Origin of the sequence: Streptomyces sp. MB09-01 (genome assembly GCF_033794505.1) — a bacterium.
GTDB lineage: Bacteria > Actinomycetota > Actinomycetes > Streptomycetales > Streptomycetaceae > Streptomyces.
Map to the genome: position 1 here is coordinate 25,025 of NZ_JARAYQ010000014.1, position 14,025 is coordinate 39,049.

Below are 14,025 nucleotides of genomic sequence, written 5' to 3' on the forward strand. Positions count from 1 at the left end.
AATGTCACGGGGGACCGTTCAGGGGGTCACCGAGTGACGTTCGGGCTCCCCTTTCCGGTCGTGCTCGATCTCGGCGCGCTCCTGTGCGATCTCCCTGGTGAGGAAGAAGTTCAGGAGGGTCCGGATGGCCGCGATGGCGGCCAACTGCCCGATCTCATCGAAACTGGGGGCGACCGCGGTGCGCAGCACGTCAGCCGCGAGTTGGAACTCCAGTCCCAGGACGAGGAATCGCCCCAGGCTGAGGCGGATCTTGTTGAACTGGCTGATGAGCGATCGCCTGCGGAGCCCGGTCGAGGCGAACCGGGCGAAAGCCCAGACCGCACCGGCGAAGATGATCAGTGCTCCGGCGGCCTCGATCGCATGGACGAGCCATCCGATCACCTCCTGAACCCCGGACTCGGACAGTAGTTCCTCTGGCAGCGTCATTCGGCTCGTCTGCCCGGTCGCAGTCGTTGCACCGGCGAGCCGAGGGTCCGCCGACGCGGGCCCCCGCACCTCCCGCGGCTCGGCTCATAGGAGGCGTCCTCACAACCCGACCGCCCGCCGTCGGGAGGGCGCGCGCAAGACGAGGCACTCCACGCCCAGCCCACAGCCGGTCGCTGTCACCGGCCGGACAGGCCGCCTGCGGCGCTCAGCCCCAGGTGTGACCGCCGCCCTGACCCTCAACGGCATTCCGACACGTCACAGGGCCGGGACTACCAGAGCAGCTCCGCGTGGACGGTCTTGCCGTTGTGGCAGGGGACGACGCGCACCCGGCGTGCGAGGCTCTGGACGATGCTCCACCCGCGTCCGCCGGTCCGGTCCGGAGGCCGGGAGTGCGGGGGGCGTGAGCTCGTGTCCCGCACGGTGACCTCGATCCCGCCGGGAACCAGGCCGAGTTCCAGGACGAAGGGGCCGGGAGCGTGGCGGACGGCGTTGCTCACCAGTTCGGAGACGACCAGCAGGACGTCATCGTGAAAGGTGCGGCGGGCGGGCCGCGAGTGGTGCCGAAGAAAGGCGACGGCGGCTTCCCGCGCTTCGGCGATGCAGCCGGGCGCGCCGCCGAAGTGGATGCCCACCTCCGCATGACGGGTGTCGTGCGGAACGGCCGACGGGAGCTCCATCCCCACGCCCCTTCCACTGAGTGCCTCACCGTACGGGTGCCCGACGGCTGCCTGGGAGCCCGTAGCGCTGTCGGGGCCCTGTCCCTCGGCGGTCCCCCACGCAGCAGGGTACCCAGCCCCTTTGAAATGTTCACGGGTTCGCGTGCCCTGCGGTCGTGCGTTTTTGCGCTGACCCGCCCACGAGGTGGTGACCCGTCAGGAGAACGGGTGCCTTTCTAGTGCAGATTCACTACTCTTGACTGGTGCCCATTACCCAGGCTGGGGGCTGCCGCATGAGAGAAGAAGCAACGTGACCGGCCCGGTGTTCCAGGTCAGCACTGCACTCGACGCCGACGTGGCCGGTCTGCGGCTCGTCGGCGCGTTGGACCTGGACGGTACCGCGCAGTTGCTCGCGGCTGTCGCCGACTGCTTCGCGCGGCAGCCCGACCGCGTCGTGCTCGACCTGAGCGCCCTGCGGTTCTGCGACTGCGCGGGGCTCAACGTGCTGGTGGAGGCCAAGGTGACAGCGGATAGGATCGGCACCGACCTGCGCGTGGACGGCGCCCGCACGCAGGTGGCCCGACTGTTCGCTCTCGCCGGCGTCGAAGAGCTGTTCGCCGCAGGCGTGCCGCGTCTACCACCGAGGACCCTGTGATGCCTTCGACACCGCAGACCACACCGGACAGCGTGCCGCGCACCGCCGGTGGGCGCATCACCATCCTGCTCGTCGAGGACCACGACATGGTGGCCGAGGCGATCCGGCTCGCCCTGGACCGCACCGACGACCTGGAGGTGGTCGGCCGCAGCCTGTGTGTGAAGGACGCGCTGGCCGACGCGTCCCGGCTGCGCCCCGCCGTGGTGGTGCTGGACCGGCGACTGCCCGACGGCGACGGCATCGCCGCCATCTCCGCGCTCAAGGCCGCCGCACCCGGCACCCGGGTACTGGTGCTGACCGGCGAAGGGACGCCGGCGGTGGCCGCGCACGTCGCCGAGGCCGGCGGCTCGGGGCTCATCCTCAAGGTCGGCAACCTGGGCGAACTCCAGGACGGCGTACGGCTGGTGGCTTCGGGTGAAGTGGCCTTCAGCAAGGGACTGCTCAGCGGAGCGCTGGACCAGCTGGCCGGCAGAACCGTCGGCTCGGTCACGACCCTCACCCCGCGCGAGCGCGAGACCCTCCGCCTGCTCGGCGACGGCCTGGGCGCAGCCGACATCAGTCAGCGGCTCGGCGTCGCTCTCAACACCGCCAGGAACCACATCCAGCGGGTCCTGGAGAAGCTCGGTGCCCGCTCCCAACTGGAGGCGGTTGCCGTGGCCCGCCGTGAGGGCCTTCTCCGATGACCGGTGACATCCGCGCCGGACAAGGCAGCGCCCTCGCACCGACCGAGACGGCGTTCACCCTGCTGGTCACGAGCGTCCTCGACTACGGCATCTTCATGCTCGACCCCGAAGGCCACGTGTCCAGCTGGAACGCCGGCGCGGAGCGGATCAAGGGTTTCCGCGCCGCGGACATCATCGGCAAACATTTCTCGGTCTTCTACCCGCCCGAGGACATCGCTGCCCGCAAGCCCCACACGGAGCTTGAAACGGCCATCGCCGAGGGCCGGCTGGAGGACGAGGGCTGGCGCATCCGCAAGGACGGCTCCCGCTTCTGGGCCAACGTGGTGATCACCCCCCTCTTCGACGAGACCGGCGAACTGCGCGGCTTCGGCAAGGTCACGCGGGACATGACCGAGCGCCGCGCCGCCGAGCAGGCGCTCACCGAACGCCGCCGTCTGTTCACCCACCTGGTACAGGCACAGGAGTTGGAACGCCGCCGCATCGCCTGGGACGTGCACGACGACTCCATCCAGGCCATGGTCGCCGTCGGCATGCGGCTACAACTCCTCGCCGACCAGGCCGGCGAGCCCTACGCGCACGAACTCTCGCTGCTCGACGCGACGGTGCGCGAGGCGGTGGGCCGCCTGCGCAACCTCACCTTCCGGCTCCAGCCTCCCGGCATCGACCGGCACGGCTTGGTCGAGTCGCTGTCCCAGCATCTCAACGACGTGGTGGCCGGGAGCTGGGGTCTCGAGTCGTCCCTGGAACACAACCTGCAGACGGAGCCGGCTCCCGAGACCGCGATCACCGTCTTCCGCATCGTGCAGGAGGCACTGCTCAACGTGCGCAAACATGCCCGAGCGGACGCCGTACGGGTCAGCGTCACCACCGAGAGCCAGGGCCTGAAAGTCCAGGTGGCCGACGACGGCACGGGCAACGCGGCGGTCGCCCCCCGGTTGCAGGAGCACTTCGGGCTGATGGAGATGAGGGAGCGCGCCGAGACCGCCGGCGGCTGGTGGACGATGCGTACCGCGCCCGGTACCGGCACCACCGTGGAGTTCTGGGTGCCCGACCTGCCGACCGGCGAGCTGGACGAACGGCTTCCCGGTGCACCCGTCAGGAGCTTCGACTCCCTGACTGCCCCCCAGGGGCCGTCGTGACCCCGCCCGCCACGCCCAGGGACCCCGTGCGGGTGCTGGTCTGCGACGACAACGACATGCTGCGCGCGGCGCTGGCACAGGTCGTCGGGGCCCAGCCCGACCTCACCCTGGTCGGCAGCGCGGCCGACGCCGACGAGGCGATCCGACTCGCCACCGCCCGAAGGCCGCACGTCGTGGTGCTCGACGTGCGCTTCCCCGGCGGCGGCCCGTACACCGCCGAGGGGATCCTCCGCGCCGTCCCCGGCGTCCGCATCCTGGCGTTCTCCGCCTACGGTGACCAGGGCCCGCGCACTGCAATGGCCGCGGTCGGCGTCGCGGGATACCTCGTCAAGGGCATCCCCAACGCCCTGCTGATGGACGCGGTCCGGGCCCTGGGAGCCGAAGCCCGCAAGGCCACTCCCTGCCCCGCCGAAGGGGGCAGCGCATGACAACGGTGCCGGCCGGCCTCCGCGGCTCCGGCCGGGGGCGGTCGCGGTTGCCGTGGGACGGCGGTGACGACGGCCGCGGGGCGGGGCTGATGCGAACGCCCCGCCAGCGGTGTGTGGCGGGGCGTTCGCGTGGGCGCGCAGTGTCAGAGCGGGTCGTCGAAGACCGCGTGGCGGGCGCTGACGTGCGGGAGGCCGAGCTCAGTGCCTGCCTCGGAGGCGCCTCAGTATTCCGCGGGCCTGTTCCTGCTTGCGCGGGTCGGAAGCTGCACGCCGCACCGAAGCGATCGTCCGCTGCCCCTTCGGGGTGCGGCTGAACTGCTTGATCTTTGCGAATAGTCCGGACATAAGCCCTCCCGGTGTGGCCCGTCGTGATACTGCGTCGTGTGCCCCGGGATCCTCTCCCCAAACTGCGGGGTGCCCGCCATGCAGGGCGGGCGGATGGTGTGGGAGGGGGAGAGTCGCGTAGGTGACGGCGGCGGCCGGGGCTGTCCTTCGCCAGGCCGAGCCGAGGGGCGTCTCACGTTCGTGGTCGGACCACCGAAAGGCGGGCCGTGGGCCGTCGACCTCAGGTGCCGGCATCCGTCATCCCCTCCGCCCGCACCGCGGCGGCTTCCCACGGAGGCGGTGTCTGCGACTCCGTCCACGCGGCCAGGGCGTCGCCGTCGACGCAGACGATGTTGCATGCGTCGGCGTACTCCGCGGCCGGAGCGGTGAAGTCGCTGGTGGTCACCACGACGGCCACATCGGCCTCGTGGACGGCGAAACAGGTGCCGCCGAAGCGCTGGAGGTCCTGGGATCCGACCCGGTTGCCCTCGCCGTAGTGCTTGCACTGGATGACCACGCGCAGACCGTCCGCCGTCGTGGCGATCACGTCGGCTCCCAAGTCCCCTGCGCCGCCCACCACTTCCACCTGGGGGCAGCCATCCCGAGCGCACAGGGCGGCGACCGTGTGCTCGAAGCCGTCGGCGTCCACCGCCGTGTGGTCCAGGGCGCCGGAGTCCACCTCGGGCAGACAGGCCGCCTCCGGCGTCAGGTGCTGCTCGGCCGGCCCGCGCGCGCTCGGCCGGCGCACGGGGGAGCGGCGCAGGCCCGGAGCGATGCTCCACCGCGCCAGCGCCACTCCGACGGCCAGAACGATCACCGTGACGATCGGCAGCACCGGTACGCGGCCCGTCTCCACGGCCGCCCTGACGAAGACAGCCGCCCCGCCCAGGCAGATCCCCACCAGCCCCACCGCCAGCACGACGTCCCGTCCCATCGACGCTGCGCCGACGCCCCCATCGCGCCGGCGTCTTCCCGATGGCGTCATACGGGCCCCCTCCTCACTCGTCACGAGCACCGCCCTTCCGCGCGTCACCCCCACCACCACACAGGGATCGAATCGCCCGGGTGGCGGTACCGGCATATCTCCCCTCGTCTGATCGGGATCGCTGGATCCAAACCGGCCCGGGTGCACGGGGACGCCCTGGCCGGACCGCCGCAGCCACTCTTGCTCACCGGACGCCCGGCCCTGGCTTTGACGCAACTGGCGCGTCAGGACTCGACTTTCCGGCAGGTGGATGAACGACACGGCACCGGCGCGGTGCTTTTACCGTTTACCGAGCGACAAGTGGCCGTTCGCAGAAACCATTTGGGGCCGCCTGGCCACGAACCGGAGTCAGGACTTCGGCACCGTGTTGATGTAGTTGGTGCCGGCACTGTAGAAGCCGTCCACCGCTTTCTGGACCTCCGCCTGGGAAACGGCCTCATCGGCCTTGTAGTAGAACCAGTTGACCTTCATGTCCCATGTGCGCGGGCCACCGGTGAAGGGAAGGTCGATGAACCAATTGCTGAAGTGGATGTCCATCTTTTCGCGAGGGACGTACTTGCCGGAGCTGGTGAACAACTCCTTGCCGTCCAGGGAGTAGGTGACCTTCCCGTCCACGGCGGTGATCATCATGATGTGCCAACCCTCAAGCCGCTGCTTGAACGTGTGGTTGACCCGGTCCGGCGGATCGGCCTTGTACCAGCTGACGTTGTCGAGTCGCGGCCCCACCGAACCCCAGCCGCCGTTCGGCAGGTACTCGTGGTCGAGTTCGCTGTAGTTCGCCGAGGAGTCCGAGGGGGAGATCGGAAAGAAGGTCTGGACGACGTGGTCGCCGTTGCGACCGCTCGTGGGCTTGTTGCCGAAGTGGACCCGGGCGGCGTAGGTCCCCGTGAAGAGGTCGGTGCCGGTGCTCTGCACCTCGACCTGCTTGGTGCCCTGCTTGGTGCCGTCGGTGGAGGCCTGCAGTTGCAGGACCCTGCCCCCCTGGGCGGTCGCGTCGGAGAGGAAGCCGGCGCCGGCGCTGGACCAGGTGTCCTTGATCCCCGGGCTGCCCGCGCCGTCACGGACCTCCCAGCCGTTGGCGGTGAGCGAGGGGTCCTCGGGGCCGCTGTAGTGGAAGTTGTCGAACAGGGTTCCCGGCGGTCCGGACGGGGTCGGCGGCGCGCTGCGGGCGGGGGCATCGGCACTCTTGCCGGATGCGGGGGCGCCGGAACAAGCGGTGAGCGCACACAGGAGTGCGGGCAGCGTGAGCACGGCCCACGCGTGGCGACGAGAGGTGCGGCGGGGCTGGCTCACACGGGCTCCTTGGGGCGTAGAGGCGGTACCTGGACACGCCCTTTTGCGTGAGGATCAAATGACTGATCGCACGAGTGGGGCATCCTAGCGAAACGAAGCGTGCCGGCTTACCACCCCGTGCGCGGTCGGGATCCGGGCGTGCTCGAGATCCGGGTGTGCTCGAGCCCGGGTCGCCGGCTCGGAGAATATCGCGCAGGTGATCGAGCAATTCTCGGCGACCGTGCGTCTCGGCTACCGATCGGTACGTCCAATTGGCATTGCAATCCGATTACATCACCTGAGCAGATCGCGCCAAATGCATACATCGAGCCACATTCGATTCAGGCCGATGCACTAGCGTTCGCCCTGCTCTCCCGGGGTCTACGTGCCCTGCACTGAAAGGCCTCGCAAGGTGCGCCCAATCGTCACTTCCATCGACCGCGGATCGGCGCACCAGCCGGAGTCTGACATGTCTGAGTCAAGTTTCGGGGAGCCCGCTCCCGCACCGGTGTTCGTCGACCAGTCGGGTCTGCGCGGCCGTTTGCTGCGGGGCTTCGGCTGGCCCGTCTCCGTGGTCGGCGCGATCCTGGCGATCGCCATGGGCAGCAGCCTGATCGGTGTGCAGGCGGACGCCCCGGCGATGGGCATCCCCGCGCAGCCCTCACGGCCGCCCGCCCCGGCGCCCTCAGCGGTGCCGTCGCTGTCGCCCAGCCCGTCGTCCGCACCTCGGACGGCCACGCGGTCCGCGACACCCCAGGCGAAGACCTCAGCCACCACGACGAAGCCCTCGGCGACCACGACGAAGCCCGCAGCTACTACGACGAGGCCTGCAGCCACCACGTCGAAGTCCGCGGCCACCCCATCGAAGACCACGACCACCGCGCCGCGCGGGGCTGTGTCCTCCGGCCAACCGGCCAAGCACCCCTGATCGTCCGCACCACCCACCTCCAGGAGCGTCATTGTCCCGCCACCAGCGCCGCCGGCAGTCCCTGCTCAGGCCGCGCCGACTGGCCGCGCCGCCGCTGCGCTTCTTCATGCCGCTGTCCCTGCTGGCCTGCCTGCTCGCGCTCCTCGTCCTGCGCGGCCTCGCCACCAACGAGGCGTTCCACGACTCCCGGGTCGCGATCTCAGTCGACAAGACGACCGTGCCGGACAACCTGCTCAAGGGTGGCCCGATCATCGACGCGCGGGGCGCCAAGAACGAGCACCCCGTGAGCTATCACATCCCCGACCACACCGTGGTTCTGAGCTTCGACGACGGTCCCTCGCCGGAGTGGACTCCGAAGATCCTGGAGGTGCTCGCGGCCCGCAACATCCGTGCGGACTTCTTCGTGACCGGGGCGATGACCACGCGCAACCCGGAACTGATCCGGCAGATCGTCGCGGGCGGCCACGAGCTCGGCGTGCACACCTTCACCCACCCCGATCTGGTGTACCAGTCCCACGCCCGGATCAGCTGGGAGTTGGCGCAGACGCAGATGGCGCTGGCCGGCGTCGCGGGCGTCCACAGCGCGCTGTTCCGGCCGCCGTACTCCTCCGACGCCTCGGCGCTGGACGACTGGAACTACCCGGTGATCAAGTACGTGGGCGCGCGCGGCTACCTCACCGCGTTCATCGACCGCGACACCGACGACTGGAAGCGTCCCGGTGTCGAGGAGATCGTCAAGGCGGCGATGCCGTCCAGGCCCGGTGCGGGAGAGCTGATCCTGCTGCACGACGCGGGTGGCGACCGTACCCAGACCATCACCGCGCTCGTGCAGATCATCGACAAGCTGCAGGCCCAGGGCTATCGCTTCACCACCATCTCCGAGGCACTCGGCGCCTCCAGCGCCACCGTCCCGGTGCACGGTTTCCAGCTGTGGGCGGGCAAGGGATTCATCTGGGCCACCCAGTTCGCCGTGCTCACGCTGCCGGTGCTGGTCGGGCTGCTGGCCCTCGTCGGCTTCCTCAACTTCGGCCGGTTCGCGCTGATGCTCGTTCTCGCACCGATCCACGCCCGCCGCTCCAAGCGGCGGGACGCCTGGGGGGCGCCGGTCACCGAGCCGGTCACCGTACTGGTCCCGGCCTACAACGAGCGCGAGTGCATAGCCAACACCCTCGACTCCCTGGCCGCCTGCGACTATCCGATCGAGGTGATCGTCATCGACGACGGCTCCACGGACGGCACCGCGGACATCGTCGAGGAGATGCACCTGCCGTTCGTCCGGCTGATCCGCAAGGTCAACGGTGGCAAGTCCAGCGCGCTCAACACCGGTATCGCGGCAGCCTCGCACGGCATCATCGTGATGATGGACGGCGACACCGTCTTCGAGCCGTCCACCGTACGCGAGCTGGTCCAGCCCTTCGGAGACCCGGCGATCGGCGCGGTCGCGGGCAACGCCAAGGTCGGCAACCGCGAGAGCCTGATCGGCGCCTGGCAGCACATCGAGTACGTCCTCGGCCACAACCTGGACCGCCGGATGTACGACATGCTGGGCGTCATCCCGACCATCCCCGGTGCGGTCGGTGCCTTCCGCAAGGAAGCCCTGCAGCGAGTCGGCGGGATGAGCGACGACACCCTCGCCGAGGACACCGACATCACCATCGCGGTGCTCTGCGACGGCTGGCGGATCGTCTACGCCGAGCACGCCCGCGCCTGGACCGAGGCTCCCGCCAGCCTCCAGCAGCTCTGGTCCCAGCGGTACCGCTGGAGCTACGGCAGCATGCAGGCGATGTGGAAGCACCGCGGCGCGGTGACCTCCCGCGGCCCGGCCGGGCGCTTCGGCCGAATCGGACTGCCGCTCGTCGTGCTGTTCGGCGTGGTCGCCCCGCTGCTGGCGCCGCTGGTCGACCTGTTCCTGCTGTACGGCGTGCTGTTCGGGGACGCCCCGATCACCCTCACCAGCTGGGGCGGCTTCATCCTGCTCCAGGCCGCGCTGTCCTGGTACGCCTTCCGGCTCGACCGCGAGAAGCCCTGGCACCTGATCAGCCTCCCGATCCAGCAACTGGTCTACCGGCAGCTGATGTACATCGTCCTGCTGCAGTCCGCGATCACGGCGATGACCGGTGGCCGGCTGCGGTGGCAGAAGCTCCGGCGCACCGGCGAGGTCGCTGTCCCCGTGGAGGCCTGACCGTGACCGCATCCATCGACCCCGGGCGCACCCACGACACCGTCCAGTTGAGGGTCCCCGCCGTGCTGCGACAGGAGCCGGAGCCCGAGGCACCGCCCAAGCGCAACGGCGGCCGGGACCGCTATCTCGACCTGCTGCGCGCGCTGGCGCTGGGCCGCGTGGTGCTCTACCACAACTTCGGCTGGTTCTGGCTGCCCCTCGTCTTCCCGTCGATGGGCGTGATGTTCGCGCTGGCCGGCTCGCTGATGGCCCGCTCGCTCAGCCGTCCCGCTCTCGGCGTCATCCGCGGCCGACTGCGCCGGCTGCTGCCGCCGATGTGGCTGTTCGGCGCCGTCATGATCGTCCTCCAGATCCTCGACGGCTGGGGCCCCCACTCCGAGGGCCACCCCAACTGGTGGTGGGGCAAGCTGGCCTTCTGGATCCTGCCGCTGAGCACCCCGCCGTACGCGGACGAGCTGGCCGGCTTCCACCATCACGTGGAACACACCTGGGCCGCGCAGGTCATCGTCCCGCTCTGGTACCTCCGGGCCTACCTCTGGTACGTCCTGCTCTCACCGCTGATGCTCCGGGCACTGCGACGGTTTCCGGTGGTGACGCTGTTCACGCCCCTGGCGCTGACGATCGCCATGAACACGTTCTTCGCCGACCAGGAGTTCATCTACAGCCGGGTGTGGGAGACCGCCAACGACTTCACCGTGTTCGGCTCCTGCTGGATCCTCGGCATGGCCCACCAGGAGGGGCTGCTCAAGAAGATCCCGCAGTACGTCCTGCCGTCCATCGCGCCGCTGATCATGGTGGCCGGCCTCTGGTACCTGCAGACCCGGCCGGTCGATCCGACCCAACCGACCGACATCGAGTCCTGGCCGATCGCCCAGGCCCTGTGGTCCCTCGGCTTCGTCGCCATCCTGCTCCACATCAGCCCGTCCTGGGGGGAGTGGCCCAGGCCGCTGGAACGCTGGAACGGCCTGGTCGGCCTGCTCAACGCACGCGCTGTCAGCGTCTACCTCTGGCACGAGGTGGCGCTGGTCGTCGCCGTCCCGCTGATCGACCCGCTCTGGAGCGTCCGCTTCTTCTACACGAACCTCCAGTGGCTGCTGGCCAGCCCGTGGTTCACGCTGCTGGTGGCGATCCCGTTGCTCGGCCTGCTCGTGCTGACCTTCGGCTGGGTCGAGGACCTGGCCGCCAAGCGCTCGCCACGGCTCTTCCCGTACCCGCGCCGCCGACGGGGCAGGCGCCGGGCCGCCGACTGACGAGCCCGGCTTCGTCGAACGGGGTGCGGGCCCGCCCCTGCGGCCGGACGGCGAGCTGCGATGTCCGGATCTGAGACAAGCTCGTCATTGCGGACACGCACCGCAGGACGAATGATCGACGCATGCCCGCACCGCGAAGAGTCGTCATCATTGCGTTCCCCGGCGTCGAGCTGCTCGACGTCACCGGGCCCGCCGAAGTGTTCTCCGTGGCGACCCGGATCCTGGGACGAGAGGGGGCCGGTTACCGGGTGCAGATCGCGACGGCCGCTGGAGGCGAGGTGCCCACCTCCAGCGGGGTGCGGCTGATGTCCGACCTCACCCTGGACGAGGTGGACGGCAGGGTCGACACCTTGCTGGTGGCCGGTGCGATCACCCAGGACGGAGACAACGTCGAGGCGGTCATCGACCGGACGGTCAGCGCCTGGCTGCGCCGGGGAGAGCCCCGGGCCCGACGCGTCGCCTCGATCTGCGCCGGCGCCCATCTGCTCGCCGATGCGGGGCTCCTGAAGGGCTTGCGGGCCACGACGCACTGGCTGACCGCTGCGAAACTGGCCGCTGACCATCCGGAGACCACCGTCGACCCCGATCCCATCTTCATCCGTTCGGGACGGGTGTGGACCTGCGCGGGAGTCAGCTCCGGGATGGACATGGCGCTCGCGATGGTGGCCGAGGACCACGGCCAGGCCATCGCCCTCGCCACCGCCCGCATGATGGTCATGTACGTGAAACGCTCCGGCGGGCAGAGCCAGTTCAGCGTTCCCCTGTCCGTACAGGGTCCCCCCGACGACCCGGTGGAAGCACTGTGCCGGTGGATCGCCGAGCATCCCCGCGAAGACCTCTCCACCGAAGCCCTCGCCGCACGCATGAATCTGAGCGCGCGCCACTTCTCACGCCTCTTCGGCAGGCGTACGGCGAGCACTCCCGCCTCCTACGTCGAGACCGCGCGCCTGGAGGCGGCCCGCCGGCTGCTGGAGGAATCGGACCTGAGCCTGCCGGAAATCGCCGCTTCCAGCGGACTGGGCTCGGTGAAGACCCTGCACCGGTCCTTCCAGCGTCAGCTGGGGACCACTCCGGCCGAGTACCGCCGCCGCTTCCGTTAGCCCAGGCCGCGGCTCATCTATCCCGCCCCAGAAGGCCCCCCGGCGCCCGAGTGCCGTGGGGAACACCGGCCTGCCCCGAAACGAAATCAACCGCACCAGGGAGAACGGCACGATGTCGCACACGAAGGTCATACCGATCCCGGTCCTCGGCCGCCACGCGGTCAACGCGTACTTGCTGCTGGGCCGGCGCCCCGTCATCGTCGACGCCGGAACGCCCGGCAGCGCGCGCAAGATCTACGATCAGGTCGCCGCGCACGGGGTGGACCCCGCGGACATCGCCCTGATCGTCATCACGCACGGCCACATCGACCACTTCGGCTCCGCGGCCGAGCTGCACCGGTTGACCGGGGCTCCCGTTGCCGGTCACATCGCCGACCTCGAACCCTTCCGAACCGGCCGGGTCCGCGAGCCGTACCTGCCCACCGGCCCCATGGGCCGCCTCATGAACCGGAACAAGAATCTCCACGTCCGCGCCGAACCCCTCGAACCGGACGTCCTGGTCCGAGGCGAGACGAGCCTCGACGACTTCGGAATCGCGGCGCGCATCATGCCCACGCCCGGACACACCGCCGGCTCGGTCTCCGTCATCACGCACACCGGTGACCTGGTCGCGGGAGACCTGGTGGCCAATTCCTTCATGGGCCTCATACCGGGGAAGCCGGCCAATCCGCCCTTCCACGACGACCCGCTCGGCAACCTCGCCAGCCTGCGCGAGATGCTCGCCCTCAACCCCACACGCCTCCACGTGGGCCACGGGACCCCGCTCGACCCCGGCCGCGTACGGCGCTGGGCGACCCGCGAAGAGCGCCGCCTCGCCCGCCTCGCCGCCCGGGGGCGTCTCACCACCAGGGCGGACGGCGTCAAGGGCGGGAAGGCGTCCTGACCGCCGTCGTCGGGCTGTTCAAGAAGCCGATCGCGACCGCGCCCCACCAGGCCTGGACACCGTTGAGCGAGAGCACCAGGGCGACGGCTGGCAATGGTCGCCGCTGCCGCGGTCCTCGGCGCCGGGGGATGGGACCCGGAACCCGGGGCAGACGGCGTAGGGACGGTTCGTCGCTCAGGAGGTGGTGGCGGTGCGCGGTACGAAGGTTCTGGATTCCTTTCCTGCCGGTGATCCGTACGGGAGCTGGCCCGCGGAGGAGTACGCGGCCCGGTGCCGGGAGCGGGGCCAGAGGGCGACCGTGGTGATGGACCTGGACCGGGACGCCTTCCTCGTCGTGGCACCCGACACGGAGGCGATGCGAAACGCCGCGTAGCCCCGCCCCGGTCACCTCGCCCGGTCACCTCGCCCAGTGCACGCGCCCGAGATGGATCAGGCGCAGCTGGGCGAGGGCCGTATCGGTGGCGGCCGACCAGTCCTCGCCCCGGAGGGATGCGGTCAGGAACGCCGAGGCCGTCATGAACATGTGATCCACCAGAAGCCGCGACAGCATCGTCACGTCGTCGGTCTCCCAGCCCGCGCTCACGCGGTCGGAACCGAGCGCGATGCCTATCTCGTCGGCGAAGACGTCGAGTTGTGCGGCGATGGCCTCGCGCACCGCCGGTACCCCGCCGTGGCGTTCGCGGACCAGGAAACGGACGTGCGCGGGCTGGTCGCGCACGAGTTCGGCGATGAGCCGCACCGCGGCGTCGCCGCGCCGGTCGGCGTCGCGGGTCGCGGCGAGGATCTCCCGCACTGTCCCGTGCAGGCTGGCCAGTGCCTCATCGACCAGCGCAATTCCCAGCTCGTCCATGCCCCGGAAGTGCCGGTAGAAGGCGGTGGGGGCGACTCCGGCGGACCGGGTCACTTCCCGCAGGCCGAGGCTGCCGAGGCTGCGCTCCGCCAGCTCCGACAGGGCCGCATCGAGGAGGGCGCGTCGGGTGCGGCGGCGCTGGGTCTCGCGAAGGCCGGTTTCTGCACTCATGAAGCGAAGTCAACCGCCTCACAGTTGTCCGCCGCCAGCATGATGCGAACTGGACTGGGTAGTCAGTGAACAACTGTTACCTGAACGGAGGAC

15 protein-coding genes are annotated in these 14,025 nt (G+C 70.0%); 9 read left to right on the forward strand and 6 right to left on the reverse strand.

Annotated features, from left to right (window positions below; all coding sequences use genetic code 11):
- Positions 1 to 18: 18 nt before the first annotated feature.
- On the reverse strand, positions 19 to 426 hold the full coding sequence (locus tag PV721_RS05165) for a DUF1622 domain-containing protein (RefSeq protein ID WP_319721600.1): 408 nt from the start codon (positions 424 to 426) through the stop codon (positions 19 to 21).
- A 269-nt stretch (positions 427 to 695) separates the two neighbouring features.
- A complete protein-coding gene (locus tag PV721_RS05170) occupies positions 696 to 1,103 on the reverse strand; it encodes an ATP-binding protein (RefSeq protein WP_319721602.1) in 408 nt (135 codons plus the stop codon).
- A gap of 289 nt (positions 1,104 to 1,392) precedes the next feature.
- Between PV721_RS05170 and PV721_RS05175 the strand changes: the two genes are divergently transcribed.
- The 4 genes from PV721_RS05175 to PV721_RS05190 are packed head-to-tail and all read left to right on the forward strand — an operon-like array spanning position 1,393 to position 3,987.
- Complete coding sequence (locus PV721_RS05175; RefSeq protein WP_319721603.1) at positions 1,393 to 1,737, forward strand: STAS domain-containing protein; 345 nt, start codon at positions 1,393 to 1,395, stop codon at positions 1,735 to 1,737.
- Positions 1,737 to 2,420, forward strand: coding sequence for a response regulator transcription factor (locus PV721_RS05180; RefSeq protein ID WP_319721604.1), 684 nt, complete (start codon positions 1,737 to 1,739; stop codon positions 2,418 to 2,420). The genes PV721_RS05175 and PV721_RS05180 overlap by 1 nt, the downstream gene beginning before the upstream one ends.
- Positions 2,417 to 3,559, forward strand: coding sequence for a PAS domain S-box protein (locus PV721_RS05185; protein WP_319721605.1), 1,143 nt, complete (start codon positions 2,417 to 2,419; stop codon positions 3,557 to 3,559). The genes PV721_RS05180 and PV721_RS05185 overlap by 4 nt, the downstream gene beginning before the upstream one ends.
- Positions 3,556 to 3,987, forward strand: coding sequence for a response regulator transcription factor (locus PV721_RS05190; protein WP_319721606.1), 432 nt, complete (start codon positions 3,556 to 3,558; stop codon positions 3,985 to 3,987). Before PV721_RS05185 ends, PV721_RS05190 begins: the two co-directional genes overlap by 4 nt.
- A gap of 565 nt (positions 3,988 to 4,552) precedes the next feature.
- Here PV721_RS05190 and PV721_RS05195 read toward each other — a convergent pair.
- The 3 genes from PV721_RS05195 to PV721_RS05205 form a co-directional block, all read right to left on the reverse strand.
- The gene (locus tag PV721_RS05195) at positions 4,553 to 5,245 is read right to left on the reverse strand and encodes a restriction endonuclease (protein ID WP_319721607.1); all 693 of its coding nucleotides are present in this window, start codon (positions 5,243 to 5,245) and stop codon (positions 4,553 to 4,555) included.
- A gap of 399 nt (positions 5,246 to 5,644) precedes the next feature.
- Positions 5,645 to 6,589 (reverse strand): glycoside hydrolase family 16 protein, encoded by a 945-nt coding sequence (locus PV721_RS05200; protein WP_319721608.1) that lies wholly within the window; start codon positions 6,587 to 6,589, stop codon positions 5,645 to 5,647.
- A 360-nt stretch (positions 6,590 to 6,949) separates the two neighbouring features.
- Complete coding sequence (locus PV721_RS05205; RefSeq protein WP_319721609.1) at positions 6,950 to 7,486, reverse strand: hypothetical protein; 537 nt, start codon at positions 7,484 to 7,486, stop codon at positions 6,950 to 6,952.
- A gap of 104 nt (positions 7,487 to 7,590) precedes the next feature.
- On the opposite strand from PV721_RS05205, the gene PV721_RS05210 reads away from it, so the two are divergent.
- The 5 genes from PV721_RS05210 (at position 7,591) to PV721_RS05230 (ending at position 13,284) form a co-directional block, all read left to right on the forward strand.
- Positions 7,591 to 9,678 (forward strand): bifunctional polysaccharide deacetylase/glycosyltransferase family 2 protein, encoded by a 2,088-nt coding sequence (locus PV721_RS05210; RefSeq protein WP_416371029.1) that lies wholly within the window; start codon positions 7,591 to 7,593, stop codon positions 9,676 to 9,678.
- 2 nt (positions 9,679 to 9,680) lie between these two features.
- Positions 9,681 to 10,928: an acyltransferase gene (locus PV721_RS05215; RefSeq protein WP_319721610.1), complete on the forward strand. Its 1,248-nt coding sequence runs from the start codon at positions 9,681 to 9,683 to the stop codon at positions 10,926 to 10,928.
- Positions 10,929 to 11,050: 122 nt separating this feature from the next.
- Positions 11,051 to 12,028, forward strand: a complete 978-nt coding sequence (locus PV721_RS05220) for a GlxA family transcriptional regulator (RefSeq protein WP_319721611.1) — start codon at positions 11,051 to 11,053, stop codon at positions 12,026 to 12,028.
- 112 nt (positions 12,029 to 12,140) lie between these two features.
- Complete coding sequence (locus tag PV721_RS05225; protein WP_319721612.1) at positions 12,141 to 12,911, forward strand: MBL fold metallo-hydrolase; 771 nt, start codon at positions 12,141 to 12,143, stop codon at positions 12,909 to 12,911.
- A 190-nt stretch (positions 12,912 to 13,101) separates the two neighbouring features.
- Positions 13,102 to 13,284, forward strand: a complete 183-nt coding sequence (locus PV721_RS05230; protein ID WP_416371026.1) for a hypothetical protein — start codon at positions 13,102 to 13,104, stop codon at positions 13,282 to 13,284.
- Positions 13,285 to 13,308: 24 nt separating this feature from the next.
- Here the strand turns inward: PV721_RS05230 and PV721_RS05235 are convergent, their stop codons facing one another.
- Positions 13,309 to 13,932, reverse strand: a complete 624-nt coding sequence (locus PV721_RS05235; protein WP_319721614.1) for a TetR family transcriptional regulator — start codon at positions 13,930 to 13,932, stop codon at positions 13,309 to 13,311.
- Positions 13,933 to 14,025: the final 93 nt, after the last annotated feature.

Bases quoted from the DNA above. Each gene is read 5' to 3' on its own strand.
- PV721_RS05165 (WP_319721600.1), bottom strand. From the start codon at position 426: ATGACGCTGCCAGAGGAACTACTGTCCGAGTCCGGGGTTCAGGAGGTG.
- PV721_RS05170 (WP_319721602.1), bottom strand. From the start codon at position 1,103: ATGGAGCTCCCGTCGGCCGTTCCGCACGACACCCGTCATGCGGAGGTG.
- PV721_RS05180 (WP_319721604.1), top strand. From the start codon at position 1,737: ATGCCTTCGACACCGCAGACCACACCGGACAGCGTGCCGCGCACCGCC.
- PV721_RS05185 (WP_319721605.1), top strand. From the start codon at position 2,417: ATGACCGGTGACATCCGCGCCGGACAAGGCAGCGCCCTCGCACCGACC.
- PV721_RS05195 (WP_319721607.1), bottom strand. From the start codon at position 5,245: ATGGGACGGGACGTCGTGCTGGCGGTGGGGCTGGTGGGGATCTGCCTG.
- PV721_RS05220 (WP_319721611.1), top strand. From the start codon at position 11,051: ATGCCCGCACCGCGAAGAGTCGTCATCATTGCGTTCCCCGGCGTCGAG.
- PV721_RS05225 (WP_319721612.1), top strand. From the start codon at position 12,141: ATGTCGCACACGAAGGTCATACCGATCCCGGTCCTCGGCCGCCACGCG.
- PV721_RS05235 (WP_319721614.1), bottom strand. From the start codon at position 13,932: ATGAGTGCAGAAACCGGCCTTCGCGAGACCCAGCGCCGCCGCACCCGA.